The sequence below is a fragment of the Corynebacterium comes genome, from assembly GCF_009734405.1.
Taxonomy (GTDB): domain Bacteria; phylum Actinomycetota; class Actinomycetes; order Mycobacteriales; family Mycobacteriaceae; genus Corynebacterium; species Corynebacterium comes.
The window spans coordinates 960,945-987,417 of record NZ_CP046453.1 but is presented as its reverse complement, the minus strand read 5'-3'; the positions used below and the strand labels follow the sequence as shown (position 1 = coordinate 987,417).

23 protein-coding genes and 1 riboswitch are annotated in these 26,473 nt (G+C 67.8%); of the genes, 6 read left to right on the top strand and 17 right to left on the bottom strand.

The features are described from left to right. Window positions 1–57 precede the first annotated feature (57 nt). The 4 genes from CETAM_RS04850 to CETAM_RS04835 form a co-directional block, all read right to left on the bottom strand. On the bottom strand, window positions 58–1,752 hold the full coding sequence (locus tag CETAM_RS04850; protein ID WP_156227501.1) for a dipeptide ABC transporter ATP-binding protein: 1,695 nt from the start codon (window positions 1,750–1,752) through the stop codon (window positions 58–60). Continuing rightward, window positions 1,749–2,756 (bottom strand): ABC transporter permease, encoded by a 1,008-nt coding sequence (locus tag CETAM_RS04845; RefSeq protein ID WP_156227499.1) that lies wholly within the window; start codon window positions 2,754–2,756, stop codon window positions 1,749–1,751. Before CETAM_RS04845 ends, CETAM_RS04850 begins: the two co-directional genes overlap by 4 nt. Beyond that, complete coding sequence (locus CETAM_RS04840; protein WP_156227497.1) at window positions 2,749–3,675, bottom strand: ABC transporter permease; 927 nt, start codon at window positions 3,673–3,675, stop codon at window positions 2,749–2,751. Before CETAM_RS04840 ends, CETAM_RS04845 begins: the two co-directional genes overlap by 8 nt. A gap of 99 nt (window positions 3,676–3,774) precedes the next feature. Further along, complete coding sequence (locus CETAM_RS04835) at window positions 3,775–5,376, bottom strand: peptide ABC transporter substrate-binding protein (protein ID WP_156227495.1); 1,602 nt, start codon at window positions 5,374–5,376, stop codon at window positions 3,775–3,777. 411 nt (window positions 5,377–5,787) lie between these two features. Between CETAM_RS04835 and CETAM_RS04830 the strand changes: the two genes are divergently transcribed. Then, window positions 5,788–7,290 carry an FAD-dependent oxidoreductase gene (locus tag CETAM_RS04830; protein WP_156227493.1) on the top strand — a complete coding sequence of 501 codons (1,503 nt, stop codon included), beginning with the start codon at window positions 5,788–5,790 and terminating at the stop codon, window positions 7,288–7,290. A 24-nt stretch (window positions 7,291–7,314) separates the two neighbouring features. Here the strand turns inward: CETAM_RS04830 and CETAM_RS04825 are convergent, their stop codons facing one another. The 6 genes from CETAM_RS04825 to CETAM_RS04800 all read right to left on the bottom strand — a co-directional run bounded on the left by CETAM_RS04825 (window position 7,315) and on the right by CETAM_RS04800 (window position 11,831). Further along, window positions 7,315–7,794 (bottom strand): nucleoside/nucleotide kinase family protein, encoded by a 480-nt coding sequence (locus CETAM_RS04825; RefSeq protein ID WP_156227491.1) that lies wholly within the window; start codon window positions 7,792–7,794, stop codon window positions 7,315–7,317. Continuing rightward, entirely contained in the window at window positions 7,791–8,555 is a 765-nt protein-coding gene (locus tag CETAM_RS04820; RefSeq protein ID WP_156227489.1) for an energy-coupling factor transporter transmembrane component T family protein, read from the bottom strand. The genes CETAM_RS04825 and CETAM_RS04820 overlap by 4 nt, the downstream gene beginning before the upstream one ends. Beyond that, on the bottom strand, window positions 8,552–9,868 hold the full coding sequence (locus CETAM_RS04815; protein ID WP_156227487.1) for an ABC transporter ATP-binding protein: 1,317 nt from the start codon (window positions 9,866–9,868) through the stop codon (window positions 8,552–8,554). The genes CETAM_RS04820 and CETAM_RS04815 overlap by 4 nt, the downstream gene beginning before the upstream one ends. Continuing rightward, window positions 9,868–10,458 (bottom strand): ECF transporter S component, encoded by a 591-nt coding sequence (locus CETAM_RS04810; protein WP_407923954.1) that lies wholly within the window; start codon window positions 10,456–10,458, stop codon window positions 9,868–9,870. The genes CETAM_RS04815 and CETAM_RS04810 overlap by 1 nt, the downstream gene beginning before the upstream one ends. Continuing rightward, a riboswitch (TPP riboswitch) is annotated at window positions 10,449–10,566 on the bottom strand. Its footprint overlaps the gene before it by 10 nt. Window positions 10,567–10,574: 8 nt before the next feature. Beyond that, the gene (locus CETAM_RS04805) at window positions 10,575–10,934 is read right to left on the bottom strand and encodes a DUF2218 domain-containing protein (RefSeq protein ID WP_156227483.1); all 360 of its coding nucleotides are present in this window, start codon (window positions 10,932–10,934) and stop codon (window positions 10,575–10,577) included. Between the two features lie 9 nt (window positions 10,935–10,943). After that, window positions 10,944–11,831, bottom strand: coding sequence for a 2-dehydropantoate 2-reductase (locus CETAM_RS04800; RefSeq protein ID WP_156227481.1), 888 nt, complete (start codon window positions 11,829–11,831; stop codon window positions 10,944–10,946). 80 nt (window positions 11,832–11,911) lie between these two features. Here CETAM_RS04800 and CETAM_RS04795 point away from each other — a divergent pair, with 80 nt between their 5' ends. Next, window positions 11,912–12,850: a DUF808 domain-containing protein gene (locus tag CETAM_RS04795; protein ID WP_156227479.1), complete on the top strand. Its 939-nt coding sequence runs from the start codon at window positions 11,912–11,914 to the stop codon at window positions 12,848–12,850. Between the two features lie 63 nt (window positions 12,851–12,913). Further along, complete coding sequence (locus CETAM_RS04790; protein WP_156227477.1) at window positions 12,914–14,122, top strand: chloride channel protein; 1,209 nt, start codon at window positions 12,914–12,916, stop codon at window positions 14,120–14,122. 32 nt (window positions 14,123–14,154) lie between these two features. Here the strand turns inward: CETAM_RS04790 and CETAM_RS04785 are convergent, their stop codons facing one another. From CETAM_RS04785 to CETAM_RS04775, 3 genes are all read right to left on the bottom strand, one after another. Beyond that, window positions 14,155–14,685, bottom strand: coding sequence for a flavodoxin domain-containing protein (locus CETAM_RS04785; RefSeq protein WP_156227475.1), 531 nt, complete (start codon window positions 14,683–14,685; stop codon window positions 14,155–14,157). 134 nt (window positions 14,686–14,819) lie between these two features. Then, entirely contained in the window at window positions 14,820–15,626 is an 807-nt protein-coding gene (gene zupT, locus CETAM_RS04780) for a zinc transporter ZupT (protein WP_156227473.1), read from the bottom strand. Window positions 15,627–15,637: 11 nt separating this feature from the next. Beyond that, complete coding sequence (locus tag CETAM_RS04775) at window positions 15,638–17,098, bottom strand: hemolysin family protein (RefSeq protein WP_231587585.1); 1,461 nt, start codon at window positions 17,096–17,098, stop codon at window positions 15,638–15,640. A 63-nt stretch (window positions 17,099–17,161) separates the two neighbouring features. Here CETAM_RS04775 and CETAM_RS04770 point away from each other — a divergent pair, with 63 nt between their 5' ends. Continuing rightward, complete coding sequence (locus CETAM_RS04770) at window positions 17,162–18,220, top strand: lipoate--protein ligase family protein (RefSeq protein WP_156227471.1); 1,059 nt, start codon at window positions 17,162–17,164, stop codon at window positions 18,218–18,220. A 267-nt stretch (window positions 18,221–18,487) separates the two neighbouring features. On the opposite strand, the gene CETAM_RS04765 is transcribed toward CETAM_RS04770, so the two are convergent. Continuing rightward, a complete protein-coding gene (locus CETAM_RS04765) occupies window positions 18,488–21,031 on the bottom strand; it encodes an ABC transporter permease (RefSeq protein WP_197085798.1) in 2,544 nt (847 codons plus the stop codon). 152 nt (window positions 21,032–21,183) lie between these two features. On the opposite strand from CETAM_RS04765, the gene CETAM_RS04760 reads away from it, so the two are divergent. Beyond that, complete coding sequence (locus CETAM_RS04760; protein ID WP_156229372.1) at window positions 21,184–23,526, top strand: ATP-binding cassette domain-containing protein; 2,343 nt, start codon at window positions 21,184–21,186, stop codon at window positions 23,524–23,526. Between the two features lie 225 nt (window positions 23,527–23,751). Continuing rightward, on the top strand, window positions 23,752–24,855 hold the full coding sequence (locus CETAM_RS04755; protein WP_156227467.1) for a baeRF2 domain-containing protein: 1,104 nt from the start codon (window positions 23,752–23,754) through the stop codon (window positions 24,853–24,855). A 63-nt stretch (window positions 24,856–24,918) separates the two neighbouring features. Here the strand turns inward: CETAM_RS04755 and CETAM_RS13700 are convergent, their stop codons facing one another. The 3 genes from CETAM_RS13700 to CETAM_RS04740 are packed head-to-tail and all read right to left on the bottom strand — an operon-like array spanning window position 24,919 to window position 26,432. Then, complete coding sequence (locus CETAM_RS13700; protein WP_197085797.1) at window positions 24,919–25,425, bottom strand: SRPBCC family protein; 507 nt, start codon at window positions 25,423–25,425, stop codon at window positions 24,919–24,921. A gap of 5 nt (window positions 25,426–25,430) precedes the next feature. Then, on the bottom strand, window positions 25,431–25,973 hold the full coding sequence (locus CETAM_RS04745) for an O-acetyl-ADP-ribose deacetylase (protein WP_156229371.1): 543 nt from the start codon (window positions 25,971–25,973) through the stop codon (window positions 25,431–25,433). Window positions 25,974–25,991: 18 nt separating this feature from the next. Continuing rightward, window positions 25,992–26,432 (bottom strand): methyltransferase family protein, encoded by a 441-nt coding sequence (locus CETAM_RS04740; RefSeq protein WP_156227463.1) that lies wholly within the window; start codon window positions 26,430–26,432, stop codon window positions 25,992–25,994. Window positions 26,433–26,473 lie beyond the last annotated feature (41 nt).

Below are 26,473 nucleotides of genomic sequence, written 5' to 3'. Positions count from 1 at the left end.
ATGCACTGACCCCGCCACTGAAACGTTCCGGTGGCGGGGTCAATGCGCACGAGCGGATCAGACGGCGCCGGAGCCCCGCCCCTCGTCCCCGGTCAGACCGAGATTCGATCCGGTGCCGAGATCAATGTTGAGGCCCGGCACGGAGGTGATGAGGTCACGGGTGTACTCCTCGCGAGGGTCGGCGAAGATCTGGTCGGCCGTGCCCTGTTCGACGATCGCCCCCTGCTTCATGACGACCACGTCGTCCGCCATCTGTCGGACAACGGCAAGGTCGTGCGTGATGAACAGGTAGGACAGGTCGAGCTCGTCCTGGAGCTCCGCGAGCAGGCGGATGATCTGGTTCTGCACGAGCACGTCGAGCGCGGAGACTGCCTCGTCGAGGACGAGGACCTCCGGGTTGAGCGCCAGCGCCCGCGCGATGGCGATCCGCTGCCGCTGCCCGCCGGACAGTTCATTGGGGAATCGACGCATGGCGGAACGGGGCATGGCCACCATGTCGAGCAGCTCCGCGACGCGCTTCTCCCGGTCCTTCCGCCCTCCGACCCCGTGCAGCGCCAGGGGTTCCTCGATGCACCGGTAAATGGAGTACATGGGGTCCAGCGAACCATAGGGATTCTGGAAGACCACCTGCATCTTCCTGCGCATCCCGAAAAGTTCCCTGCTGCCCAGCGTCGACAGGTCGGTGCCCTGGTAGAGCACCCGGCCACTCGTCGGTTCGAGGAGGTTGAGCACCATGTTCGCCACGGTCGACTTGCCGGAACCGGATTCACCTACGAGCGCCAGGGTGGTGCCCTTACGCAGGGTGAAACTGACATCGTCGACGGCGGTGTTCTCTCCGAAGGCCTTGGTGAGGTTCTCTGCGCGGATGACCTCCTCAGTCTTCCTCTCGCGCCCATGAGCCACCAGCTCGGCGGACTCCACACCGGCAGCCAGCGCCGACTGGATGCGTGCCGACGCCAGCGAGGGTGCCGCCTTGACCAACCTGCGGGTGTAGGGGTGCTGCGGGTCCCGGAGAATCTGCAGGCTGGGACCGGATTCGACGATGCGACCCCGGTGCATGACCACGAGATGCTCGGCACGCTCGGCCGCCAGGCCCAGGTCGTGGGTGATGAACAGCACGGCGGTGCCCAGTTCCTCGGTCAGCGACTGGAGGTGGTCCAGAATACGTTTCTGCACGGTGACGTCGAGCGCGGAAGTCGGCTCGTCGGCGATGAGCAACTTCGGGCGGGCCGCCAGGCCGATCGCGATGAGCGCACGTTGGCGCATACCGCCGGAGAACTCGTGCGGGTACTGCCTCCCGCGCCGCGCGGCGTCGGGAAGCCCTGCCTCCTCGAGGAGCTCGGTGACCCGCGCGCCCACGTCGGAACCCTTGACCACGTTGTTCGCCCGCAGGCTCTCCGCGACCTGGGTACCCACGCGCCACACCGGGTTGAGGTTGGACATCGGGTCCTGGGGAACCAGGCCGATCTCGGAGCCACGGTAGCGCTGCATCTCCTTGTCGTTCAGACCGGTGATGTCCTCTCCGTTGAACAGGATCTGCCCACCGGTGACCTTGCCGGTACCCGGCAGCAGACCCAGGATCGACATCGCTGCGGTGGACTTGCCGGAGCCCGACTCGCCGACGATGGCGACGGACTGGCCCGGGTAGATCGACATGTTGATACCGCGCACGGCCTCGACGACTCCGGTGGAGGAGGTGAAGGAAATCTTCACGTCCTTCATCTCGAGCAGGGGTGTGACGTTCTCGCTCATCGCTTCCTCGCCTTCGGGTCGAGGGCGTCACGGACGACGTCACCGAGCATGATGAAGCTCAGGACGGTGAGCGCCAGCGCCATCGCCGGGTAGAACAGGACCATCGGTGCAGTGCGCAGGGAGGCCTGCGCGGCGGAGATGTCTCCGCCCCAGCTGACGATCGTCGGTGGCAGACCGATGCCCAGGAACGACAGAGTGGCCTCCGCGACGATGAAGGTGCCCAGTGCCACCGTGGCGTAGACGATGATCGGGGCGGCCGCATTGGGCATTATGTGGCTGGAGAGGATCTTGAACCGCGAGGCACCGAGCGCACGGGCCGCGGTGACGTACTCCTCGTTCTTCACGCCCATCACGGCACCACGGGTGATGCGCGCGATGTTTGTCCAGCCGAAGAGTCCCAGGACCAGCACGACGGTGATGATGGTGCGGTGGTCCTTGAACACCTGCATGACCACGATGGCGGCCAGCACCAGCGGGATCGCGAAGAAGATGTCCGTGAGACGCGAGAGGAGGGTGTCCATGATCCCGCCGAAGAATCCGGCGAGCGCTCCGATGAAGGTGCCGATGACCACCACCAGAGCAGTGGTGAGGAGCCCCACGGCCACGGAGGCGCGGGCACCGTAGATGGTGCGGGAGTAGATGTCACAGCCCTGGCGGTCGAAACCGAAGGGGTGCCCCGCCTGCGAATCACCCAGGGAGTTCGACAGCGTGCAGGCACGCGGGTCGACGGAGGTGAACAACTGCGGGAGCAGGGCCATGAGCACCGCCACGAGGATGAGCAACGCGGACGCCCAGAACAGCGGGCGGCGGCGCAGGTGGCGCCAGGCCTCACCCCACATGGACGACGGCGCGGACTCGTCGGCGACAGCGTCGACGGCCCCGAGTCCCGTTTCGTCGGTCTCGGCGATGTAGTGCCCCTGCCCCGGGCGCGGGGTGGGGTGACGGGTGGCCAGCAGGTCTTCCTCGCCGGCCGGGTTGGCGACGTTTCTGTTCATGTCAGGCATAGCGGATCCTCGGGTCGAGCACGGCGTAGATCAGGTCAACGATGAGGTTTGCGATGATGTAGACGATCACGAGCACAGTGGTGAAGGAGACCACGGTCGTCGGCTCGCCCTTGATGATCGCCTGGTAGATGGTGCCACCGACACCGTTGATGGCGAAGATTCCCTCGGTGACGATGGCGCCGCCCATGAGCGCGCCCAGGTCCGCCCCGAGGAAGGTGGCGACAGGAATGAGCGAGTTACGCAGGACGTGCCTGGTCATCACCTGACCGTTGCCCAGGCCCTTGGCGCGGGCGGTACGGACGTAGTCGGCGCGCAGGTTCTCGCTGACAGACTGGCGGGTCAGTCGCAGGACGTAGGCGAAGGACACTGAACCCAGCACGATGGCGGGCATGAGCAGCGCCGTGAAGGTCTCGTTCGATCCGACCGTGACGGGGAGTATCCCCCACTTCACTCCGACGACGAACTGGAGCACGAAGCCGATGACGAAGCTGGGCACGGCGATGACCATCAGGGACATCACCAGGACGGTGGAGTCGAAGACGCCACCGCGGCGGACCCCGGCGATGACGCCGAAGAGGATGCCGAAGAAGGCCTCGAAGGCAAGAGCCATGACCGCGAGCTTGATGGTGACGGGGAAGGCGCGTGCCATCACGTCCGCCACGGGCTGGCCGGAGAACGTCGTTCCGAAGTCGAGGGTGAAGATGCCCTTGAGGTAGAGCAGGTACTGGATGATGAACGGCTTGTCCAGGTTGTATTCCGCCTCGATGCGGGCGCGGGCGGCCTCGGAAAGACCACGGTCACCGCCGAGGGCCTGAACCGGATCCCCCGGCATGAGGAAAACGAGTGCGTAGATGAGCAGCGTGGCTCCGAAGAAGACGGGGATCATCTGGAGAAGCCGTCGCCCGATGTAGCGCAACATAACTGATTCCTTGTGTGTGGTTGCAGTCAGACACACCGATCCCCGCGTCACGCAACGTGCGTCACACAGGGATCGACGATCATCTGGTCTCCAGGGTGGCTACTGCTTGGTGATGTTGTAGTAGAGCGGCTGCTGCTTCCAGGAGAACACGACGTTGTCGACGTTCTCGCTGGAACCACCCGTGGTGTTCGCGTACCACAGCGGAATGGCCGGCAGATCGTTGAACAGGATCTCCTGCGCCTCGTTGTAGATGCGTGACGCGTCCTCGGGGGTCTCTGCGCCGGCTGCCTCGGTCAACTTGGCGTCGAATTCCGGGTTGGAGTAGTCACCGTCGTTGGAGCCTGCGCCGGTGCCGTAGAGCGGGCCGAGGAAGTTGCCCTGTGAGGGGTAGTCCGCCTGCCAACCGGTTCGGAAGGCGCCGCTGATGGTGCGGCCGGTGACGTCGTCACGCAGGGACTTGAAGTCCGGGTAGGGGTTGCCTGCGGCCTCGATCTCCAGGGTGTTGCGGATGGAGTTGACCACTGCGTCGACCCAGGCCTGGTGGCCGCCGTCGGCGTTGTAGGACAGGGTGAACTCGCCGGTGAACGGTGCGATCTCGTCCGCCTGTGCCCACAGCTCCCGGGCCCGCTCGGCGTCGTAGTCGAGGACCTCGTTGCCCGCGATCTCACCGTCGTAGCCCGGCAGGACCGGGGAGGTGAAGTCGGTGGCCGGGGTGCGGGTGCCCTGGAAGATCGCATCGGTGATCTCCTCGCGGTTGATCGCGTGGGACAGTGCCTGGCGGCGCAGGACGCCCTCTTCGCCGGAGAAGTGCTCGGCGGCCTCCGGAATGGTGAAGGACTGGAAGATTGCGGCGGGCTGGTTGACGGCCCGCTCACCGATCTCGTCCTCGAAGGTGGCGAAGGCGCTGTCCGGGACGGCGTCCAGGACATCAAGGTTACCGGCCAGAAGATCGTTGTAGGCGGCATCCTGCTGGGCGTAGAAGACGAACTTCACGCCGTCGTTCTGCGGGGCGCGGTCCCCGTTGTAGTTTTCGTTGGGCACCAGGGTCGCATCCTGGTTGTGGTTCCAGGAGTCCAGTTTGTAGGGGCCGTTGCCGTTGGGGTTCTCACCGAAGGCAGCGAGGTCATCAAACGCCTCATTCGGCAACGGGTAGAAGGCGGAATAGCCCAGACGCAGCGGGAAATCGGCCTCGGGCTGGTTGAGCTCGATGGTGAAGGTGAGATCGTCAACGACCTGGAGACCCTCCATCGACTCCACTCCCTCCGCGTAGCCGAGGATCGGCTCGAAGAAGTAGGCGGAGAGCTGCGACTCCTGGACGGCCTTGTTCCAGGCATTGACGAAGTTCTCTGCCTTGACCGGGCTGCCGTCGGCGAAGGTCCAGCCGTCCTTGAGCGTGACCCGGTAGGTCTTCTCGCCCTCGTGCTCGATGGATTCGGCGACCTCATTGTGAATCTCGCCCTCGGCATCGTAGTAGACGAGGCCGGAGTACAGGAGGTCGACGATGCGACCGCCGCCGACCTCGTTGGTGTTGGCCGGAAGGAGCGGGTTCTGCGGCTCACTGCCGTTGGCGAGGACGTAGTTGCCGCCGCCCGAGCTGCCGTCACCACCGGAGGCACTGTCGTCGGAATCGGTGCACGCAACCAGTCCGAACGCCAGGGTGGTGGCGGCGAGCAGGCTGATCGTCTTCTTGGCGAGCGCCATAGGTGGGACCTCCAGTCAAAGGGTCATACGATTCAGGATTCCCTCAGCCTACTACGTGACACACTGCACAGAAACTCGCCCAGATGACGGAACGCACATCGTTTTCACCTCAAAACATTATAGGGATTACCTTTCACGCTGCTCAGGCGACCATTTTCCTGAACCCGATTTCCCGCACGCCACCCCCGCCGCCCCGCCGATGCCACGGCCCGCCGACGGCCGAAGCCCCTCCCGGACGACCGTCGGCGAGTATCCTCACACCCAAGAACTCTGTGACCGGAGTCACTCCCCCTGGCCCTGGTCGGAACGCTTCAGAGTCGGACACGAGACCGAGGACACCATCATGGACATCATCAGAAACACGGATCGGGAATGTACCGGGACATGCATCAACCGGACCGGGGAGGAACAATGAGCAGGCCACTGTGGCGCGATAACGCTCCCCCCTACCCCACCTCTCCACTCCCGACCGGAAGCCATGTTGATGTCGCGGTCGTGGGGGCAGGCTTCACCGGGCTGATCACCGCGCTCCTGGCCGCCGAGGCCGGTCTCAAAGTGGCTGTCATCGAAGCCCTCATCGTCGGCGCGGGGGCGAGCGGGGCAACCACCGCCAAGGCGACCCTGCTCCAGGGCACGAGGTTGTCGAATCTGACGCAGACCCATAATCAGGAGCTTGCAGCGGATTACCTGGCAGCGAACAGGGCGGGGCTCAGCTGGCTGCGCGACTTCTGTGGTGCACACGGGGTGTACACCCGGTCCGCCAGTGCCTTCACCTTCGCCGCAACGGAAAAAGCCGTCGCCCAGGTGGAGGCTGAGCATCGGGTGGCGCAGGCGCTGGGGCTGCCCACTGTCTTCCGGGACACCCTCCCGACCCCCTTCCCGGTCCATGCAGCCGTCGAGCTGCCGGATCAGCTCCAGCTCAACCCAGTTGAACTGCTTGCTGCCCTGGTCCGCGCAGTCCACGCAGCCGGAGGTACGGTCACGGAGCGCGCCCGGGTCACCGGCGTGCAGGCGGGTGAGGGCCGTGTGCAGTTGACCACCGGCGTCGGTTCGCTGACGGCCGGGCAGGTCGTGCTCGCCACGGCCTCCCCGATCCTGGACAGACGGGTCACCACCATGGAGCTGATCCCCCAACGCTCCTACCTGTGCGCATTCGACCCGGCCCCCACCACGGAAATTCCGGCGGGCATGTACATCTCGGCGGAATCACCCACCTTCTCCTTCCGCACCCACGTACACGAAGGCAGGACGAAGCTACTGGTGGGAGGGCAAGGGCACCGGACCGGAAAATCCCACGACACCGGTGTGCACATTGAGACACTGACCGAGTGGACGATGAAGCATTTCCCCGGCGCGCGCCGCACCCACGCCTGGTCGGCGCAGGACTACCACCCTGTCCGCATGGTCCCTCATGTGGGGCCTCTCCACTGGGGCGATGGACGGATTCTGTTCGCCGGCGGATACAGCAAGTGGGGTCTGGCCGCCGCCCCCGCCGCGGCACTGCAGCTCCTCGATCTTCTGCAGGGTCGGCCCGCAGAGCTCACGTTCGGCAGCCCGTCCGTGCTCGGGACCGCGAAGACCACCGTGACCAAGCAGGTGTGGGCACCCGTCACGGAGTTCAGCAACCTGGCACACGTGATCACCGGTTCGGGCACTCGGGCGGGTGACGCACCCGACGGTTCCACCACCGATGACAACGGTGCCGTGGTCTTCCGGGAAGGGGTTCACCTGGTCGGCGAATCCTCTGTTGACGGCCGGGCCTGCCGGGTGTCGCTGGTCTGTCCCCACATGGGTGGAACACCGGCCTGGAACGAGACCGAGAAATCCTGGGACTGTCCGCTGCACGGCTCCAGGTTCGCGGCCGACGGGACACTCATCGAAGGTCCCGCCGTCAGGGGTCTGAAACAACTCTGATCTCTGCGCCCCTCCGCAGATTGCTCACCACTCCAGTTCGAAGTCCACCGGAACCCGGCCGTGTTCGCGGAAGTGCAGCTCCTCCTGACCGGCCCACATGTCCCAGAAGGGTTCATAGCCGGTGTCCCGTGTGAGCGCCCGGGCGCGGCGCACCCGCGCCGGTGCGTTGAGGCGCACGGTCAGCACATCGCCGAGAGCCCCGGCTGCGGCGATCGACGCCTCCGTCACCGCGCCGACCCCCTCGATGATCACCGACTCCTCCGGATCGAGCGACACCCAGTCGCCCGGCACTCCGGCCACCCAGTCCCAGCGGCGGTAGCCGGGGTCCCTGGGATCGAGCACGTCGTGGACGACCATGCGGGAAGCCGAGGCCAGGCCGGACCACCCCGGGTAGAAATCATCCAGGTGCACCACCCGCAGGCCGGTACGCCGGGAGACGGCCTCGGCGAACGTCGTCTTCCCCGCCCCTGAGGGACCGTCGACCAGGACTGTCAGTCTGCTCACGCCACCCCCAGGAAACGGAAGGTCCCGACGGCCACCGCGATGCCGATGGCACCGACCGAGACGAGCAGACACACAGCCATGACAATCCAGTCCTGCCGGGACAAGGTGGATTCGCGGGCCCAGGTCCGGCCGTGTTCGGCAACGCGGTTGAACCCGCGTGCCTCCATGGCGGTCGCCAGCTTCGACCCCCTCCGCAGTGACAACACCAGCAGCCCGAAGGAAAGGGTGAGGAAGTAACGGATGCGGCCCTCGTCGGCGATGCCGCGCGCCCGGCGTGCCCGGCGCATTGAGTCGAGGTCGTCCCGGAACAGCGAGACCAGTCTGGCGGCGGCAACGGCTCCGAGGACGAAGCGCTCCGGCAGCCGGAGGACCTGCGCCAGGCCGTCGCCGAGATCGGTCGGATCAACGTCGGTCGACAGGACGATGACCGGGAGACCGACGGCCAGCACACGGACGAAGATCGCCGCCGCCAGCTGGAGGGAATTGTCGGTGACGTGCGCGAGGAGGAACTGGAGGTAGGTGTCCCCTTCTGGTCGGCCGTAGAGCGCCATGGGGACGGCCGCCAGCGGTGCGGCCAGCAGGATCGGCCAACCGCGCCGGAGCAGCCGCCCCCACCCCACGCCGCACAGGGGCGCGACGATGATGGTGAATGCGAGGGACACGCCCGCGGAGACCACGTCCACGGAGAGCAGTAGCGGGGTGGTCAGCAGGATGAGTCCGAGGACGCGGGTGACGGGGTTGATGTCGGCGAGCAGATTCATCGGACCTCCACAACGTGGTCGCCGAGGGCGTGGATGTAGAGCTCGTCATGGGTGATCGAGGCGACGGTCACTCCCTGGTCGGTGAGCTGACGGACCAGGCTGACGAGTTCCTTGAAGGTGGTGGGGTCCTGACCGAAGGTCGGCTCGTCGAGGATGAGAAAGGCCGGGGTATTGACCAGTGCGGTGGCAACGGACAGTCGCCGTTTCTCCCCGCCGGAGAGCGTGAAGGGGTTGGCCTGCGACAGATGGGTCAGCCGCAGGCGTACCAGGAGGTCGTCGATACGCTCCCGGGGCCCGCCGGACACGGCCATCTCCTCGGCCACGGTGCGGGCGACGAACTGGTGCTCCGGATCCTGGAACACGTAGCCGACGCGTTGCGCGAGCTGCCGCGAGGTCCACTTGTGGGGCGGTGCCTTCAGTCCCCGGCGCAGATCCCCGGAGTACTCCAGCGTCCCGCCGGTCGGCTCCAACAGTCCGGCCAGCGTCAGCGTCAACGTGGATTTGCCGGATCCGTTCGGTCCCGTGATCACGCTCGAGGCACCCGCCGGCAGGTCCAGAGTGCGAGGCGGGCCCCAGATGGTCTGCAGGTCCCGGGCCCGGACCATGGTCGGAGTCCCGGGGCTCACTCCCCGCGCGGCGGGCAGCACCGGCGGACGGGGCAGGTCCGCGACGGTGATCTCCTGCAGCCCGTCCGCCCCCAGGTGGAGGAAGCGGTCCATCATGGGCGCCCAGAGCCGCGGGCGGTGTTCGACCACGAGCAGGGTTGCACCGGTTTCCGCGGCGACCGTGGTCACCGCGTCAACGACCTCGCGTTGCCCCGCCGGGTCGAGGTTGGCGGTCGGCTCGTCGAGCAGGATGAGCTCGGCCCCCATGGCGATGACGCCCGCCAGGGCAAGTCGCTGCTTCTGCCCGCCGGACAGATGCCGCGTGGGGTGATCGAGCGGGAGATCCAGTCCGACCAGGGCCAGGGCGCGGCGCACCCGCGGCCAGATCTCCTCCCGGGGGACCCTCAGGTTCTCGCAGCCGAAGGCGACGTCGTCGCCCACACGCGAGGCGATGACCTGGGAGTCCGGGTCCTGCAGGACCATGCCCACGGTGCCGCCGACCTCAAGCGTGCCTGTCCGCTCGCCGTCCTCCTCATCCCCCAGCAACCCGGCCAGAGCCGCCAGGAGGGTGGACTTCCCTGCGCCGGAGTCACCGGTGAGCAGGACCTTCTCGCCACGCTCCAGGCGCAGGGAGATGTTCTCGATCGCGGGGTCGATTCTGGAGGCGTGCCGCCAGCCGAGGCCGCGGGCCTCGACGAGTGCTGTCATCACACGCGCTTTCGGCCTACCGCGAAGCGGTCCAGTGCACCTGTCGCGGCCAGGGCCTTGACCAGCCAGTGGCCGAGGAATCCTGCGAGAATGGCGCCGGAGATGATCAGGCAGGTCAGGTAGATCGAGTTGAAGGCCAGCGACTTGGCCAGGTTCGCGCTGGTGAAAAGCTCGAGAACGAAAGCTGACACAGCGGCTCCGGCGCCCGCCAGCATGGCCACGGGGAGAGTGAAGCGTCGGTAGGCGAAGGCCGCGAAAACCAGCTCAGCCCCCAGCCCCTGGGCGATCCCTGAGTACAGCGTCTCAATGCCCCACTGGTTGCCCAGCAGCGCGGAGACGATCGCCGCGAGCAGTTCCACGAACAGTGCGGCACCCGGCTTACGGATCACCAGTCCACCGATGACGCCGCCGATCAGCCAGATGCCGACGGCCAGACCACCGAAGCCCGGGGTCAGGGCGTCCATGGCGGTGAACCAGGCGTAGCCGATGGAGTTCCACACCCAGAAGATCAGGCCGCAGGCCACTCCCAGGACAGAGGCGATGATGATGTCGATGACGCGCCATGACGAGCGCGCCCGTGAAGTATTCACAATAATCTCCCTAGCGCCGGTACTAACCGGATCAGGTTCGACGGTTCGCCCAATCTGTGTTGGAGGCGTCTCAGCCCGGAATCGCACCGGGTACCCGTGACTGGATGTTTGCGGACTTATTCTAACCCTTCGGGTTTCTCGTCCAGATCAGCCACCCAGCGGGTACCTTCCTGTCCCCCGCTCCGCTTCCACAGAACCTGCAGTCCGGTCCCCGCGGCGATCTCCACCAGCCCGCCGCCGATCATGGCCTCGAACTGATCGAGTTCCTCGGCCGGACACTCCAGCTGCATCAGCAGGACGCCGTCCCCGGCTATCAGGTCCACTTCGCCCTCCCGCTCCCGGGTGAACGCCAGGTGAGCGCGCCCCTGCTCGCTGTCCCAGTCCGTGTGTGCGGTCTGCGCGAACCGGTTGACCAGCAAGCGTGCGTAACGCCCCGGGCGGTCGCACCTGACCCGGGCTGTGGATGAAGCAGTCATGCCCTCACGCTACCCCAGCACGCCAAATACCAGGTCATGCAGTCGAACGTCGACGTCATGCCGGGCGGCGAGCCGGCAGATGGCCCCCACCTGGGCGTCCAGCTCGTGCCGCGTGTCCGGCCTGCCCGCCGCCAGGTCACGGTGCATGGAGCTGGTCGCGCCGGCCGGCATGCGGTCGGCGAAATCCAGGGTGCGCTCCACCGCATCCGCGGACAGGGGCACCCCGGTGGCCAGGGCGGTGGCGTGCACCTCACGCATGAGCGCCCGGAGCGTCGGGCGGAGGCGGGTGCGCAGCTCACCGAGCGTGCTTCCGGACAGGGCCCCGAGTGCCCCGGTCGTGGTCACGTACATCGCCTTCTCCCAGACGTCGACGAAGATGTCTTCGCGGACGGTCGCCTCAATACCCGCCCCCCTCAACGCCGCGGCGAACTCATCGACCGTGTGGTTCGGGCTGCCGTCCCACGTTCCGAAGTCATAGGAGATGGGTCCGCCGTGAAACTCGACTTCGCCCGGGCCGGTGTGGTGGAAATAACCGCGTACCACGCCGGGCAGGGTGCGATCAGTGCCCACTACGTCGGCTACCCGCGAGGGAACCTCGACGGAGTTCTGGGTGACGGCGACCAGGGCGGCGTCCGGAAGCCCCTCGAGCAGTGCCGCGACGTCCGTCCCGGTGGTCGCCTTCACCGCCAGCAGCACCACGTCCGGCTCATCGGCCTCACTGAGCTTTCCGACGGCGCGCACCGCCACCGGAGCCTCCCCGTTGAGGCGCAGCCCTTCCGAACGCAGGACCCGGAGGGTGCCGCCACGTGCGACGAACACGACGTCATGGCCCGCACGGACCAGATTCCCGCCGAACCAGCCTCCGACCGCCCCGACCCCGATGACCGCAATCTTCATGGGACCAGACTACGCGCACACCCGGTGCAGCCGGACTACACTGCATCTAGTTCACACCCGCAGACAGAAAGGTGGGAATCATGGCCGGTGGCCTGATCGCCCTGCTCGACGACGTGGCCCTCATCGCCAGAGCGGCCGCCGCCAGTGTCGACGACGTCGCCGCCGCCGCCGGCAAGACCTCCGTCAAGGCCGCCGGCGTGGTGGTCGATGACGCAGCGGTGACCCCCCGTTTCGTCACCGGCATTTCCCCCGCGCGGGAGCTGCCGATGATCTGGCGGATCACCAAGGGCTCGTTGATCAACAAGCTCGTCATCATCCTGCCTATCGCGCTGTTCCTGTCGTGGATCGCCCCCTGGGCCCTCACGCCGATACTCATGATCGGTGGCACCTACCTGTGCTACGAGGGCGCGGAGAAGGTGCTCGCCAAGGTGCTGGGCCACGGCGGCCACGACAAGCCCGCCAAGGATGAGTCTCCCCTGGCGGAGGATCAGCTGGTCAAGGGCGCGATCATGACCGACCTGATCCTCTCCGCGGAGATCATGGTCATCTCGCTCAATGAGGTCGCCGATCAGCCACTGGTCTTCCGCGCCGCGGTCCTGGTGGTCGTGGCCATCGGCATCACCGCGCTCGTCTACGGTGCGGTCGCCCTGCTGGTGAAGATGGATGACGTCGGTCTGCACATGGTGTCCCGGGGTGGTCCAGGCGCCGGCTTCGGCCGGGGGCTGGTATCCGCCATGCCGAAGATCCTCACCGCGATCTCGGTGATCGGCACCTTCGCCATGCTGTGGGTCGGTGGACACATCATCATCGCCGGTCTGGCCGAGTTCGGCCTGACCTGGTTCTACGACACCATCCACGGCATGGAGGTCGCCGTCGGCGGCGGGATCCTCGGTTGGCTGGTGAACACGTTCTTCGCGCTGCTCTTCGGCCTGGTGTGGGGCGCCATCGTGGCCTTCCTCGTGGAGGGCGTGACCCGGCTGACCCGCCGTGTGTCCGGGAAGCCGGCCGCGGCGCACTGACGCCTGCCCGCCTACCCCGAGACCGCGCGTCCCGCCCCGCAGCGTCCGGGTTACGCTGAATTTATGTTCCGCGGCCAGCTCGTCCTCATCCCGCTGGTGCTCGCCGGTGGCGTCGCCGCAGGTGTCATCGGCGGGGCGATGGCGTGGCTGATCCACCGGATACAGCTGTCGGCCGGCGGCGTGGGCGTGGTCCACCCGGTGGCGGCCGCGGCGATCGGCGGGCTCCTCGCCGGGCTCGGCTGGTGGTGGCTGCGTCGGCAGTGCCCGGTGCGCAGCATCGAGGATTCGATACTCACCGACGACGCCCCCCTTCCCCTCGGCCGAACCTCCGCCGACGCGCTCCTGCAGCTGCTGGTCGTGGGATCCGGCCTTTCGCTCGGCCGGGAGCAGGCCCCGCGTCAGGCATCGGCCGCAGTGCTGGACCAGCTCACCCGCCTGGTCCGGGTGAGGGAGGAACACCGTCGGATCCTTGTGGCTGCGGCAGCCGGCGCGGGCCTGGCGGCGGTGTACAACGTGCCTGTGGCCGGAATCCTGTTCACACTGGAGGCCCTGCCCGTGCGCCGCGACTGGCGCGCACTGCTCATCGCCGGCGTGATGTCTGCCGTGGCGACGGTGACCGCCTGGCCGATCGTGGGCCGAGATCCCGTCTACGAGTTCCCGGACGCAGCCTTCAGCGCCCCCGTCCTGTACATGCTTCCGCTGCTCCTCCTGGGGGCCGCACTCATCGGTCGACTCTTCCGGGCCCTGCTGACGTCAACCGAGGGGTGGAAGGTCATCGATCCCCGCTGGCTGCCCGTGAGCGTCGGGGTGACCACCGCAGGAGTGGTCGCGGTGTCCTTCCTCGTGCCGGGGGTGACGGGTAACGGCGAACAGATCGTCCGCACCGCCCTGGATCCCGCTTCGCCGTTGGCGTTGCTTGCCGTGCTGGTGGTGGCCAAGCCCCTGCTCACGGCCGTGTCACTGGGGTCCGGCGCAGTGGGGGGCACCCTCACCCCGTCGCTGGCGGTGGGGGCTGCCATGGGTGGACTGCTCGGGCTGGTGGTGGGGGTCGACCCCGGGCTGGTCGCCGTCTTCGCGCTCATCGGCGCGGCCGGTGTCCTGGCGGTCATGCAACAGACGCCGGTGTTCGCCGCCGTGATCGCCTGGGAGTTGACGTGGGCCCCACTGTGGACCCTGCCGCTGCTGTTCGTGGTGGCCACAGGGGCATACTTCCTGGGCCAGGCCAGGGACCAGGGGACGTCTGATGCCGCGGGTGGTCACACGGTTCCGTGAGTTGTGGAGTGCCCGTCGGCCCCGTCCGGCGGTTAAGGCGCCTGGTTGCCCCGCGGGGACCCGAGCTCCAGGGCGATGTGCCTGGCCCAGTCCTCGATGGCCGACCAGTCGCGGTAGTCACCGAAATGACCACCCACCAGACGGAGGAAGACCCGGGACATACGTGGCAGGTGTTCGGGCCTGCACACCCCGGAGAAGACCCGGTGCTCCCGGGGGGTGATGTCAGAACTCAGGGCGTCCACGATGCGCCGACCCTGTGCGCTACGCGCCGCCCGCCGGAGAAACCGGGGCAGGCCACCGGTCATCCCCACGCTGAACAGCCAAACCGGGTGCTGCGACAGCGCGGTGGCGTGGCGGTGGACAAACTCCGCGGCTTCGGGCGACCACGCCTGGTTGTGGACTGCGCTGCCCATCACCACAGCGTCATAGTGCGCCGGGTCCCGTGCTTCCCGGACCGGCGTGACATCCACGGTGATGCCGTCGCGGGTCAACACCGCGCCAATGCGTCGGGCGATCTCGGCGGTGGATCCGTTCCAGCTGGAATAGGCGATCAGAACCCTCATGCTGCTCCCCCAGAAGTAGGTTGCGATCATCTTAACCCGGGGACGGTGCTCTCTCAGCCCTTTTTTTCGCGCCGGAACATTCTGTCGACGCACCCGGGCTGCCCGCGGAACCGACGGGAAACGGAGGTCCGGGGTCAGAGGAACAGCAACAGCGAGACCGCCATGATCGCCATACCCAGGATGAGCCCGTAGATCGCGGTGTGGTGCCGGCCGGTGGCGACTGCGGTGGGCAGCAGCTCGTCGAGGCAGATGAAGACCATGATGCCTGCGACCACCGCAAAGGAGAGGCCGAGCGTGACCGGCCCCAGGAACGGCATGAGCAGCAGGAAACCGATGAGCGCCCCGGCGGGCTCCGCCAGGCCGGAGGCGGTCGACCACCCCAGCGCCTTCCACCGGGAACCGGTCGCCTGTCGGATCGGCACGGCGACGGCCACGCCCTCGGGAATGTTGTGGATCGCGATGGCCACCGCCACCGGGACGGCGATGGTGAGGTCCTCCAGACCGGCGATGAACGTGGCGAAGCCCTCGGGGAAGTTGTGGATCGCGATGGCGCCGGCGGTGAACATGCCCATCTTCATCATGCTGCGCCGCTGGGCGGACTTCTTCGGGTCATCCCCGATGCCGCGTTCGTGCGGGTTGATGGGCTCGGGGACCAGGCGGTCGATGAGGGCGATGAGGGCGATTCCGGCGAAGAACGCCGTCACCGTCGCCCAACTTCCACCGCGTTCACCCCATGCCCCGGTCAGCTGGGCGAATGACTTCGGCAGGATCTCCATGAAGGAGACATAGAGCATGACGCCGGTGGACAGCCCCAGCGCGCCGGCCATGAACCGTTTTCCCGGATCGTTCTTCATCACGGCGATGAGGCCGCCGACTCCCGTCGCCAGACCCGCGAACAGCGTCAGGCCGAAGGCTGTGAGGATCGTCGGGAGATCGTACATGTCCGGAGATCCTACGTGGCCCGGTTCTCCGCGTCACCTCGGCTGGACTTCTTCAGCTCGACGGTGACGATGCGGTTGCCGGCGACCTCGGTGATCTCCAGTTCATAGCGGGCCGGGGGCTCCGGGTCCACGTCATCGTCCATCGGGTCGGCGGTGTATTCCGGCGGGATGATCACCACGTCCCCGGCGCGCCCCAGCCTGCCCAGCTCGGTGAGCAGCCACCCGGCGACCGTCTCATACGGGCCGTCGGGCAGGGAGACGCCGGTGGCCTCGGCGAAGTCCTCCAGATTCGTCGTGCCCGCCACCAGCCGGGATTCGTGGAGTCGGAGGAACTCGCGCCGTTGCATGATGTCGTATTCGTCCCAGATCTCCCCCACCAACTCCTCCAGCAGGTCCTCGAGGGTGACCATGCCGTCGGTGCCGCCGTATTCGTCGACCACCACGGCGATGTGCTGACCGGAGGCACGCATCTGCGCCATCGCCTCCGGCAGGGAGATGGAGCCGGGGAACTGCGCGATGGGCCGGACGATGCGCCGGATGGGCACGTCACCTTGTCCGGAGGCGCTCTGCTCCAGCAGGTCGCGCACGTGCACGAAGCCGATGATGTCGTCGATCGAATCCTCGTAGACCGGATAGCGTGAGTACGGTCGGCCGGTGATGTCGCCCGATGCCTCCGACACCGTGAGATCCCCCTGGTAGGCGACCGTGTCGGAGCGGTGCTGCATGACCTCGCTGACGATGCGCTCCCCCGCGCCGAAGACGTCGTCGACGAGCTCGCGATGACGCTCGTCAAGGCCGTGGTGGGATCTGGCGATGTCCCGGACCTCCTCGACGCTCATCTGCGAGGTGCGCTCGGAGGGATCGAAGCCGATCATGCGCAGCAGGAGTCCGGAGGACTTGTCCACCGTCCAGACCACCGGGGTCATCAGCCCGGCGAAGACCTTCAGGGGTGGCGCCGCGATACGGCTGACCCGCTCCGCCTTCTGCATGGCGATACGCTTGGGCACCAGCTCGCCGAGCACGAGCGAGAGATAGGAGATGATCAGCGTCATCAACACCAGCGCGCTTATCGACGCCGCGCGGGCGTTCATCCCCCAACCCTCCAGGTGGGGGGCGATCTGCGGGGCGATGGTCGAGGCACCGAAGGCGGAGGAGAAGAAGCCGGCGAAGGTCACGCCGATCTGGACCGCCGACAGAAAAAAGCCCGAGTCACGGGCCAGCGCGGCGACACTCCGCTCCGCGGACGATCCGCGTTCCATCCTGCGGATCTGCGATTCCCGCAGGCTCACCAGCGCCATCTCGGTGGCCGCGAAGACGCCGCCGATGACGATGAAGAGAAGGACCAGCAGGGCGTCAAGCATCGTCCACTGACCGGGGTTCCGGGCCAGGTTCCACTGCCGGAGCGCACCCGTCCGGACCACAGACCAGCGCAGCCCCGTCCCCTTCCACCGGGGTGAGGCTGACCAGGTCACTGAAGGTGAGATCCATGTATCCAGTCCTACCATCACTTTCCCTCTCCCGTACCCTGGGCGGGCATGAAGCAACACTTTGAGGTCAAGGTCCCCCACGGCAAGCTCGTCGTGGCGGATGTCAGCACCGAGGACGGGTACATCACAGGCGCGCAGATCTCCGGCGACTTCTTCCTCGAGCCGGATGAAGCGTACGAGGCGCTGGGGCCGGCGCTCGAGGGGGCGTCGATAAGCGCCACGACTGCGGAGCTGCAGGCGAGGATCGACAGCGCCCTGGCGGGGATCGAGGGGGTCGCCCTGCACGGCTTCACCACCAACGACGTCGCCGGGACGGTGCGCCGCGCGGTGTCCGGGGGCACGGACTTCACCGATCATGAATGGGAGATCATCCACCCCGGCCCCCTGCCCACCCGGATGAACGTGGCGCTCGACGAGCTCATGCTCGACCAGGTCGCGGCCGGTACCCGCGGCCCGACCCTGCGTTTCTGGGAGTGGGAGGACAAGGCGACCGTCATCGGCTCCTACCAGTCCTACGTCAACGAGGTCGAGCCCGAAGGCGTGGAGAAGCACGGCATCCAGGTGGTGCGCCGCATCTCCGGCGGCGGCGCGATGTTCATGGAGGGAGGCAACTGCATCACCTACTCCCTCTACGTGCCCGGTTCCATGGTTGCGGGGCTGAGCTACGAGGACTCATACGCCTACCTCGATCAGTGGGTGCTGGCGGCCCTGGCGCGTCACGGGGTCAATGCCTGGTACGAGCCGATCAACGACATCACCTCCGACGGCGGCAAGATCGGCGGGGCCGCGCAGAAGCGGCGCAAAGGTGCGGTGCTGCACCACGCCACGATGAGCTACGACATCGACGCCGACAAGATGATGGAGGTCCTGCGGGTGGGCAAGGTCAAGCTCGCCAGCAAGGGACTGCGCTCGGCGAAGAAGCGCGTTGACCCGCTGCGTCGCCAGACCGGCGCCCCACGGGAGGAGATCATCCAGACCATGATCTCCGAGTTCAGCAACCGCTACGGCGCCACCATGGCAGGGCTGCGGGACGAGGACCTGGCCGCTGCGGAGAAGCTGGTGGAGGAGAAGTTCGGGACCCCGGGCTGGACCCATCACGTGCCCTAGCCCAGCCGGTTTCCCGGATTCCTTCCGCCGTCCCTCGCGGTGTGCCGCCCGGCGATCACTCCGCTACGCCCGGCATCGACGTCAATTCACCGGGGAGCTGTGCCCGGGATGCCGACCCGGCCGCTGACTCCCCACTCACTTGTTCCCCTCAGGTTCTTCCACTTCGGACCTCCCTGAGCCGCCCGGGCAGGCGACTGCGCCGCGGTGAAGGGGTCCGAAGTGGACGGCCGGCGGCCGGTCGCAGGGCACTCGCGGAGAGACGCGATCTCAGCCGACGGCCGACAGCGGAGTCGTCCGCGCGGCCCGACGGGCCGGCCACACAGCCGCGACCGCTCCGACGACCACCGCCCCGAGCAGCAGCAGGAGGACCTGATCCCAGGGGATCAGCCAGCGGTCGATGCCCTGGGAGGCCAGGATCCGCACGAGACACCAGCCCAGCCACACGCCCACGACGATGCCCACGATCGCCCCGAACAGGGCTATCACCACTGATTCGAGCACGATCATCCGCCGGATCTGGGAACGCTGCGTGCCCACCGCCCGGAGCATCCCGAACTCATGGTGACGTTCGGTCGTGGACAACGCCAGGGTGTTGACGATTCCCAGCACCGCGATGACCACCGACAGCGCCAGCAGCGCGTACACCACGCTCATCAGCTGGTTGACCTGGTCCGCGCCGGCGTCGCGGTACTGGTAGCGGTCCATCACCTGGAGGATGCCGTAGGAGTTCATCTCCTCGGTGACCGCTGCGAAGACCTGTTCCTCGTCCGCACCCTCCCCGAAGGTGACGAAGACATTCTGGGTGAACCAGGTGGAACGGTCCGGTACCAGCTGCTCCGCGACGGCCCCCGTCACCGCCACCGGCGTGTAGGCCACGTTGTCCTCCCAGACCACCAGCACGGGCACCTCCAGTGGCGCCCGACCGGGAGTCTCGACGGTCACGGCGTCCCCCACCCCGAGCCCGAACTGCTCCGAGCTGCTGCGGGACAGGCCCACACCCGCGGCCGTGTCGACCTCCTCGAACGTCCCCCCGGTGATCTCGAGGGCGATGGCCGGGCGTGGGTCGGTGGCCAGCAGCGGGCTGGCCCCGGCGGCCCCCACATTGCCCACCGTGACGCCGTTGACCGCCACCGGCAGCCACGTCACCGGCACCACACCTGCGACCCCGTCGATCTCCCGGAGATCCTCGAGCGCCTGGTCCGGCACCCCCTGCAGGGTGACCATGCCGGTGGAGACGACGGCGTGGGCGCGCATGGATTCGTCGATGTGGCCGAAGACGGATTCCTTCATGGACGCTCCGAGGATGCCCACGGCCGCGACGAGCGCCACCCCGAGGGTGAGGGCGAAGGCGGTGGCCGCCGTCCGTCTCGGGTTACGCGACAGGTTCGTCCGGGCCAGGAGGGTGATCACCCCGCCGAGACGGAAGCGTGCGCGGAACATCGAACGGGCCACCACCGCCATGACCAGCAGCACCCCCAGGACGATGCCGACGGTGCCTGCCCCGGTCAGGATGCCGCGGGAGGTGGTGTCCCACCCGGTGGCCAGGGCCGCGACCAACGTGGCGGCCAGACCGGCAGCCAGCAGTACGACGCCGATGACCGTCCGCGTCCCCAACGGCACCGCGACGGACTGATCACCGGAGCGCATCGCCTGCACGGGGTGGACCCGGCCGGCGCGACGGGCGGGTATCCAGGCGCTGAGGACCGTGACCAGCACACCGATGCCCAGCGGGACGAGGATGCTCGCGGCGTCGAGCCCCAGGCCTGCGTCGGGGAAACCGAAACCGGCGGCGGTCATCGCCCACGTGATCAGCTCCACCAGTCCGACGCCCACGAGGATGCCGAGGGCCGACCCGAGCACCGCGACGAGGGCGGCCTCGACGAGGACCGAGCCGCTGAGCTGGAACCGGGACATACCCAGGGCGCGGAGGAGAGCGAACTCGCGGGTGCGCTGGGCGACGATCATGGAGAAGGTGTTGGAGATGATGAACGTGCCCACCAGCAGTGCGATCAGCCCGAAGGCGAAGAGAATGTAGGTGAAGAACGCCAGCTGGGAGCTGATCTCCTCCGAATCGGCCGCCGCGGCGTCCTCACCGGTCATCACCGTCACACCCGGGTAGGCGGCGGCCAGCGACTGCCGGAGACTTTCGGGGTCCCCGCCCGCGGCGCGCACGGCGATGCGTTCGGTGTGGACTCCGTCGGTGAACCCTGCCCGGAACTGCTCCGCGGGGATCTGCAGGCCCGCCCATCCGCCGGTGGCCGCCTCGAAGCGGGTCAGCCCGTCGAGGATGAACTCGTGGCGACCCGCCGCATCGATGACGGTGACGGTGTCCCCGACCTCCAGGCCCGCTGATTCGGCGGCGTCCTCGTTGAGCACCGCCCTTCCCGGAGCTGCAGGCGGGCTTCCCTGCACGACGGCCAAGGGCGGGGAGACCGCGTCCTCGGGCGGCAGGTAGGCCAGCAGCCAGGAGCCGGCGCCACCCGTCTGCACGGGAGCGCCCTCGGCGTCGAGGATGATCACGGGGCGCTGGTCGATGGCCTCGACCCTGGCCACGTCATTCCGCGCCCCGATGTCCCCGGCCATCCCGAGGGTGAGCGGATGCTCAGGGGCGGTGGCCAGGATGACGTCAACCCCGTCGTAGTTCGCCTCGGTGATGTCGTCGAAGGCCTTGCCCAGCGTGGCGGTCAGCATGAAGGCGCCGGCCACGAAGCTGGTACCCAACACGACGGCCAGGGCGGTGAGTACAAGTCGGAGGCGGTGGGCGGACAGGCTACGCAATGACACTCGTCGAAGAGCTGTCAATGAGGACACGACGGGGCTCCCTGGGTCTGGCGGATCGGGAGGGCGGCGCCCTTCCCTGACCTTCATCATCATCCCCCGTGCGCGCCTGTTCCGCAGGTCTGTCCACCGCCCCGGTTAGACTCGGCTTCCCCGCCACCCCCGACACCGCCCCGGAGGAACCCATGACCGCCACGCCCGCCGATTCACACGATGTCATCCGGGTCCTGGGCGCCCACGTGAACAACCTGCGCGGTGTCAGCGTGGAGATACCGAAGCGCCGGCTGACGGTGTTCACCGGCGTATCCGGCTCGGGCAAGTCCTCTCTGGTCTTCGGCACCATCGCCGCCGAATCCCAACGCCTGATCAACGAGACCTACTCCACCTTCGTCCAGGGCTTCATGCCCTCCCTCGCCCGCCCGGACGTGGACCGTCTGGACGGGATCACCACGGCCATCATCGTCGACCAGGAGTCGATGGGCGCGAACTCCCGTTCCACCGTCGGCACCGCCACCGACGCCACCGCGATGCTGCGCATCCTCTACTCACGCATCGCCGAACCCAACGCCGGGGGCCCCGGTGCGTACTCCTTCAACGTGCCCTCGGTGTCCGCCTCCGGTGGCATCAGCGTCGGCGGCGGCCGGCGGGAACACGTGGAATTCAAGCGCACCGGCGGCATGTGCCCCAGGTGCGAGGGCATGGGACGGATCTCCGACATCGACCTCACCGAGCTTGTCGACGAATCCCGCTCCCTCAACGACGGCGCCCTGCTCATCCCGGGTTACCCGGTCGGGTCCTGGAGCATGCGCGGTTACGCCGAATCCGGGCTGTACCCGGCGGATGTCCCGGTGCGGGAGTTCACCGAAAAGCAGCGCCACGCCCTGTATTACCAGGAGCCGATGAAGGTCAAGTTCAGCGGCATCAACGTCACCTACGAGGGCCTGGTGCCGAAGATCTCCAGGTCCATGCTGAGTAAGGACCGCGACGCGATGCAGAAGCACATCGGTGAGTTCGTCGACCGGGCCGTCACCTTCATCCCCTGCCCCGAGTGCGGCGGGACCCGCCTCGCCCGCCACGCCCTCGAATCGAGGATCCGGGGCAGGAACATCGCCGAGCTGTGCGCCATGGAGATCCGCGACCTCGCCTCGTGGATGAAGGACGTCGACGCCCCCTCCGTCGCTCCCCTGGTCAACGCGATCCGGGAGACGCTGGACAACTTCGTCGCCATCGGCCTGGGCTACCTCACCCTCGACCGTCCGGCCGGCACGCTCTCCGGTGGTGAGGCCCAGCGCACGAAGATGATCCGGCACCTGGGCTCCGCGCTCACCGACATCACCTATGTCTTCGACGAGCCCACCGCCGGGCTGCACCCGCATGACATCCAGCGGATGAACGCCCTGCTGCTCGAACTCCGGGACAAGGGCAACACCGTCCTCGTCGTCGAGCACAAGCCCGAGACCATCGCCATCGCCGACCACGTCATCGACATCGGGCCGGGTGCCGGCCGCGCCGGCGGTCTCATCGAGTTCGAGGGGTCCGTCGAGGAACTCGCGGAGTCCGACACCGTCACCGGCCGGCACTTCCACGACCGGACCCGGCTCAAGCCCACCACCCGCACAGCGAAGGGCGCCATCGGGATCCGGGGTGCGAACCGCAACAACCTCCGCGACGTCGACGTGGACATCCCGTTGGGCGTGCTCACCGCCATCACCGGCGTGGCCGGCTCCGGCAAGTCCTCCCTCATCGCCTCCCTGCCCCACCGTGATGACACGGTGCTGGTCAACCAGTCCGCCATCCGTGGCTCGCGGCGCTCCAACCCAGCCACCTACACCGGTGCCCTGGAACCGATCCGGAAGGCCTTCGCCAAGGCCAACGACGTGAAACCGGCGCTATTCTCCCCCAACTCAGAGGGCGCGTGCCCCAACTGCAAGGGTGCCGGCGTGGTCTACGTCGACCTGGGCATCATGTCGGGCGTGGACGTCCCCTGTGAGGTGTGTGAGGGACGCCGTTTCGATGAGGCCGTGCTCGACTACCACTTCGGGGGCAGGGATATCGCCCAGGTGCTGGCCCTGCCGGCTGCCGAGGCCGCCGATTTCTTCCGCGCGCCCGAGTCCAAGGTGCCGGCGGCAGCCAGGATCTGTGGTCGGCTCGTCGACGTCGGACTGGGCTACATCACCCTCGGGCAACCCCTGACCACCCTGTCCGGCGGTGAGCGTCAGCGTCTCAAGCTGGCCTCCCACCTGGCGGAGAACACGGAGGTGTTCATCCTCGACGAACCGACGACGGGTCTGCACCTGGCGGACGTAGAGATGCTCCTGGGCCTGCTCGACCGCCTCGTGGACGCCGGCAGGACGGTGGTCTGCATCGAGCATCACCTGGCGGTGGTGGCCCACGCCGATCACATCATCGACATCGGCCCCGGCGCGGGTTCCGACGGCGGCGAGGTCACCTTCACCGGCACACCCGCCGAGATGATCGCCGAAGGGAAGACCCTGACCGGGAAATACCTCGCCGAATACGTCTCATAGGCGCCGTCTTCATGATCTGCCCGGCCGGGGGCCGACGGGTGGGAGCTGCGGAGTCTGTCGGAGATACTCCGGCCCCCACCTTGTATGTACATGTTCCTGGACATACGGCGGAAACTTCAGCCTGTTTCCGACAGTTCCCACCGGCACAACAGGCCACCCCCTTGAAAGTGGGCGTGACCCGTGTCACCCTGACTGGAACACGTACCCATCTTCCAGGAGGCACCCGTGAAACTCCCATGGCTCAAGTCTGCGCTCGAGAACAACGACGGCCCGTTCCTGACCGTCTACCTGGACACCACCCGAACTGACCCCGCTGCAGCCTCCGAAGTGGAGGCCCGGTGGACGCAGTTCCGCGCGCAGGCCGCGAAAGCCGGCGCACCCGACGCGATCCTCGCCGAGGTCGAGGAGTCCCTGCTGCGTCAACCGAGCATCGGGGGAAGCCACGGTCGCGCCATCCTGGCCAACGGCGAGCGGATCCTCCTGGACCGGGTTCTTCCCGTCCCGCCGAAGCAGGAACTCATCGACTGGGGTGAGCGCCCCGTCATCCTCCCCCTCCTGCAGCTGACGCCGCACGCGGTCAGCCAGCTGCTCATCGAGGTTGACCGGGCAGGGGCTGACCTGCACCTGCGGGCACCCGAGGACCCCGACCTGACGAAGAACGCCGGCGGTCACGGCGAGGACCGGTCGATCAACGGCGGCCACGACGAGCTCCACAAGTCCCGCGCCACAGGCGCCGACTCGGGCAGGGGCTGGCGCACGGACAACTTCGAGGCACGCGTCGAGGACTCCTGGGAACGCAACGCCGAGGCCGTTGCCGAGCAGGTGAACAAACTGGTGATGAAGCGCAAGCCCCACGTGGTCTTCCTCACCGGCGACGTCCGCGCGGAGTCGCTGCTCAAGGCCGAGCTGCACAAGGAGGTTCTGGGCCGCCTGAAGGAACTCTCCGGCGGCACCCGTGGCCTGAGCCTGGAGAGGGCACCGTTCCGGGAGGAGCTCGCCCGGGCCGTCCGCGACCATATCGACGCCACCCAGCAGGAGTACGCCGAGAAGTTCCGGGAGACCCAGGGCCGGGACGCCGGATCTGTCGCCGGGGCGTTCCACGTGGCGGAGAGCCTGCGCCGCGGACAGGTGGACGAGCTCCTCTTCAACCCGGGCCGAGAGCCGGAGGACATCGAGGAGCTGCTGCACCAGGCGATCATCACGGACGCCGGGGTCTACGCCCTCGATGAGGAGACCTTCTCTCTGCCCGACGGCGTCGCCGCCCTCCTGCGCTGGGACGACGGGAGCACCCCGGCCAGCACCGTGTCCAGCATGTCCGGCACGCCCTGACGCCGGGGATCCGGAGCGGGACCACGTCCCGCCGCGGGCAGCAAAAGAGCAGAAGTTGCGCAGTCAGCCCGCGAGCCGCCGGACTCGCCCGGTGACGCCGTTGCCGTGTGCCCCGCAGGTGCGGCGCAGTCCCCGCTGCCCGGCGGCCATCACCATGTTGTGGGCCGCGACCGCCGCCGGGCGCAGCCGGCCGAGCAGCCGACGGCGGGTGACCACACACCACATGATGGTCACGACGGTGGTCTCCCCCGCGGGCCGCAGATGCACCGTACCGACACCGCGCAGGTCCCCGGCGACGGAGAAGGCGGCACCGCGGGGGGTGTGCTTCTCCACCAGACACAGGGTGAAATGCAGCCGGTAGCCCAGCGGACTCTGCACCACCAGGTCGCCGTGCAGCCCGTCCTCGGCCATCTCGACGCGGTGCATCCCCGGCCACCAGCCCGGCCAGGAGGAGATGTCGGAGAGCGCCTCCCAGACACGCCCGAGGTCCGCGCCCGCCTTCCAGGTCGTCTCGAAGTGGAAGGGCGCGGACTCGCCGTCCCCCGGGCGGGTGTGCCGGTGACCGGGCACTGCCGCTAGCCCTTCCGGAGGCGGTCGAGGTCGGCCAGCGCCCAGGCGAAGGCGGCGCTCGCGGCCTCCCCGAAGGGGACGAAGATGACCTCCCTCACGACGCGACCCACTTCCTCCGCCAATCCGTCCGCGGTGCTCACGGCGATGCGGGCGGCGTCGTTGATCGGCCAGCCGTAGACACCGGCGGAGATCGCCGGAAAGGCGACGGACCTGGCGCCCAGCGAGGCGGCCAGCAGGAGGGACTCGCGGTAACAGGACTCGAGGACGTGGCTGCGGTCCTCCCTCGTGGAATAGACGGGTCCCACGGTGTGGATCACCCACCGGGCCGGCAGATTCCCGGCCGTGGTGGCGACGGCCCGCCCGGCCGGCAGCCCGTCCGGGTACTGGTCGATGCGGATGCGTCGGGTCTCGGCGAGGATCGTCGGACCGCCGACGCAGTGGATGGCGGCGTCGACTCCCCCGCCGACACGTAGTTCCGAGTTGGCCGCGTTGACCACGGCGTCGACACGGATGGTGGTGATGTCGCCTGGTTCGACACTGATCTTCATGGGCTTCATGGCCCCACCCTAGACCCGGAAAATCCAGCGCGGAACCCGTCGTGAGTACTCCCGGTAGTCCTCGCCGAAACGTGAGGTCAGGGCAGCTTCTTCGGCGGGGATCTGCCACCTGCCGATGGCCCAGACGAACCCGGCGACCGGCACCAGGGCGAAGACGGAACGCCGGGCCACAGCGTGGGCGACCAGAAGCCCGGCCAGCGCCAGGTACATGGGGTTGCGGGTCAATCCCAGCACGCCGCGGGTGACCAGGGTCGAGGCCGCCTCCACGTCCACGGGGTCGATGGTGGTCCGGACGTGGAGGAACTCGCGCACCGCCCCTGCGCCGACCGTGCCCGCGGCGGCCGCGACGGGGAGGGCGGGGAGGATGGCGGGGGGCGTCGATAAGCGACCTGTGAGCAGGCGCTGGGCGGCGGCGGCCGTGGCGAACAGTACGGCGGGAGGAATCCTCATGGCACTCAGAGGCTGCGGCGGCCCATGTCGGCCCCCACCGC

Coding starts and splice junctions, on each gene's coding strand:
- CETAM_RS04850 (WP_156227501.1), bottom strand. CDS start 1,752: ATGAGCGAGAACGTCACACCCCTGCTCGAGATGAAGGACGTGAAGATT.
- CETAM_RS04845 (WP_156227499.1), bottom strand. CDS start 2,756: ATGCCTGACATGAACAGAAACGTCGCCAACCCGGCCGGCGAGGAAGAC.
- CETAM_RS04840 (WP_156227497.1), bottom strand. CDS start 3,675: ATGTTGCGCTACATCGGGCGACGGCTTCTCCAGATGATCCCCGTCTTC.
- CETAM_RS04835 (WP_156227495.1), bottom strand. CDS start 5,376: ATGGCGCTCGCCAAGAAGACGATCAGCCTGCTCGCCGCCACCACCCTG.
- CETAM_RS04830 (WP_156227493.1), top strand. CDS start 5,788: ATGAGCAGGCCACTGTGGCGCGATAACGCTCCCCCCTACCCCACCTCT.
- CETAM_RS04820 (WP_156227489.1), bottom strand. CDS start 8,555: ATGAATCTGCTCGCCGACATCAACCCCGTCACCCGCGTCCTCGGACTC.
- CETAM_RS04815 (WP_156227487.1), bottom strand. CDS start 9,868: ATGACAGCACTCGTCGAGGCCCGCGGCCTCGGCTGGCGGCACGCCTCC.
- CETAM_RS04805 (WP_156227483.1), bottom strand. CDS start 10,934: ATGACTGCTTCATCCACAGCCCGGGTCAGGTGCGACCGCCCGGGGCGT.
- CETAM_RS04800 (WP_156227481.1), bottom strand. CDS start 11,831: ATGAAGATTGCGGTCATCGGGGTCGGGGCGGTCGGAGGCTGGTTCGGC.
- CETAM_RS04795 (WP_156227479.1), top strand. CDS start 11,912: ATGGCCGGTGGCCTGATCGCCCTGCTCGACGACGTGGCCCTCATCGCC.
- CETAM_RS04790 (WP_156227477.1), top strand. CDS start 12,914: ATGTTCCGCGGCCAGCTCGTCCTCATCCCGCTGGTGCTCGCCGGTGGC.
- CETAM_RS04785 (WP_156227475.1), bottom strand. CDS start 14,685: ATGAGGGTTCTGATCGCCTATTCCAGCTGGAACGGATCCACCGCCGAG.
- zupT (WP_156227473.1), bottom strand. CDS start 15,626: ATGTACGATCTCCCGACGATCCTCACAGCCTTCGGCCTGACGCTGTTC.
- CETAM_RS04770 (WP_156227471.1), top strand. CDS start 17,162: ATGAAGCAACACTTTGAGGTCAAGGTCCCCCACGGCAAGCTCGTCGTG.
- CETAM_RS04760 (WP_156229372.1), top strand. CDS start 21,184: ATGACCGCCACGCCCGCCGATTCACACGATGTCATCCGGGTCCTGGGC.
- CETAM_RS04745 (WP_156229371.1), bottom strand. CDS start 25,973: ATGAAGATCAGTGTCGAACCAGGCGACATCACCACCATCCGTGTCGAC.
- CETAM_RS04740 (WP_156227463.1), bottom strand. CDS start 26,432: ATGAGGATTCCTCCCGCCGTACTGTTCGCCACGGCCGCCGCCGCCCAG.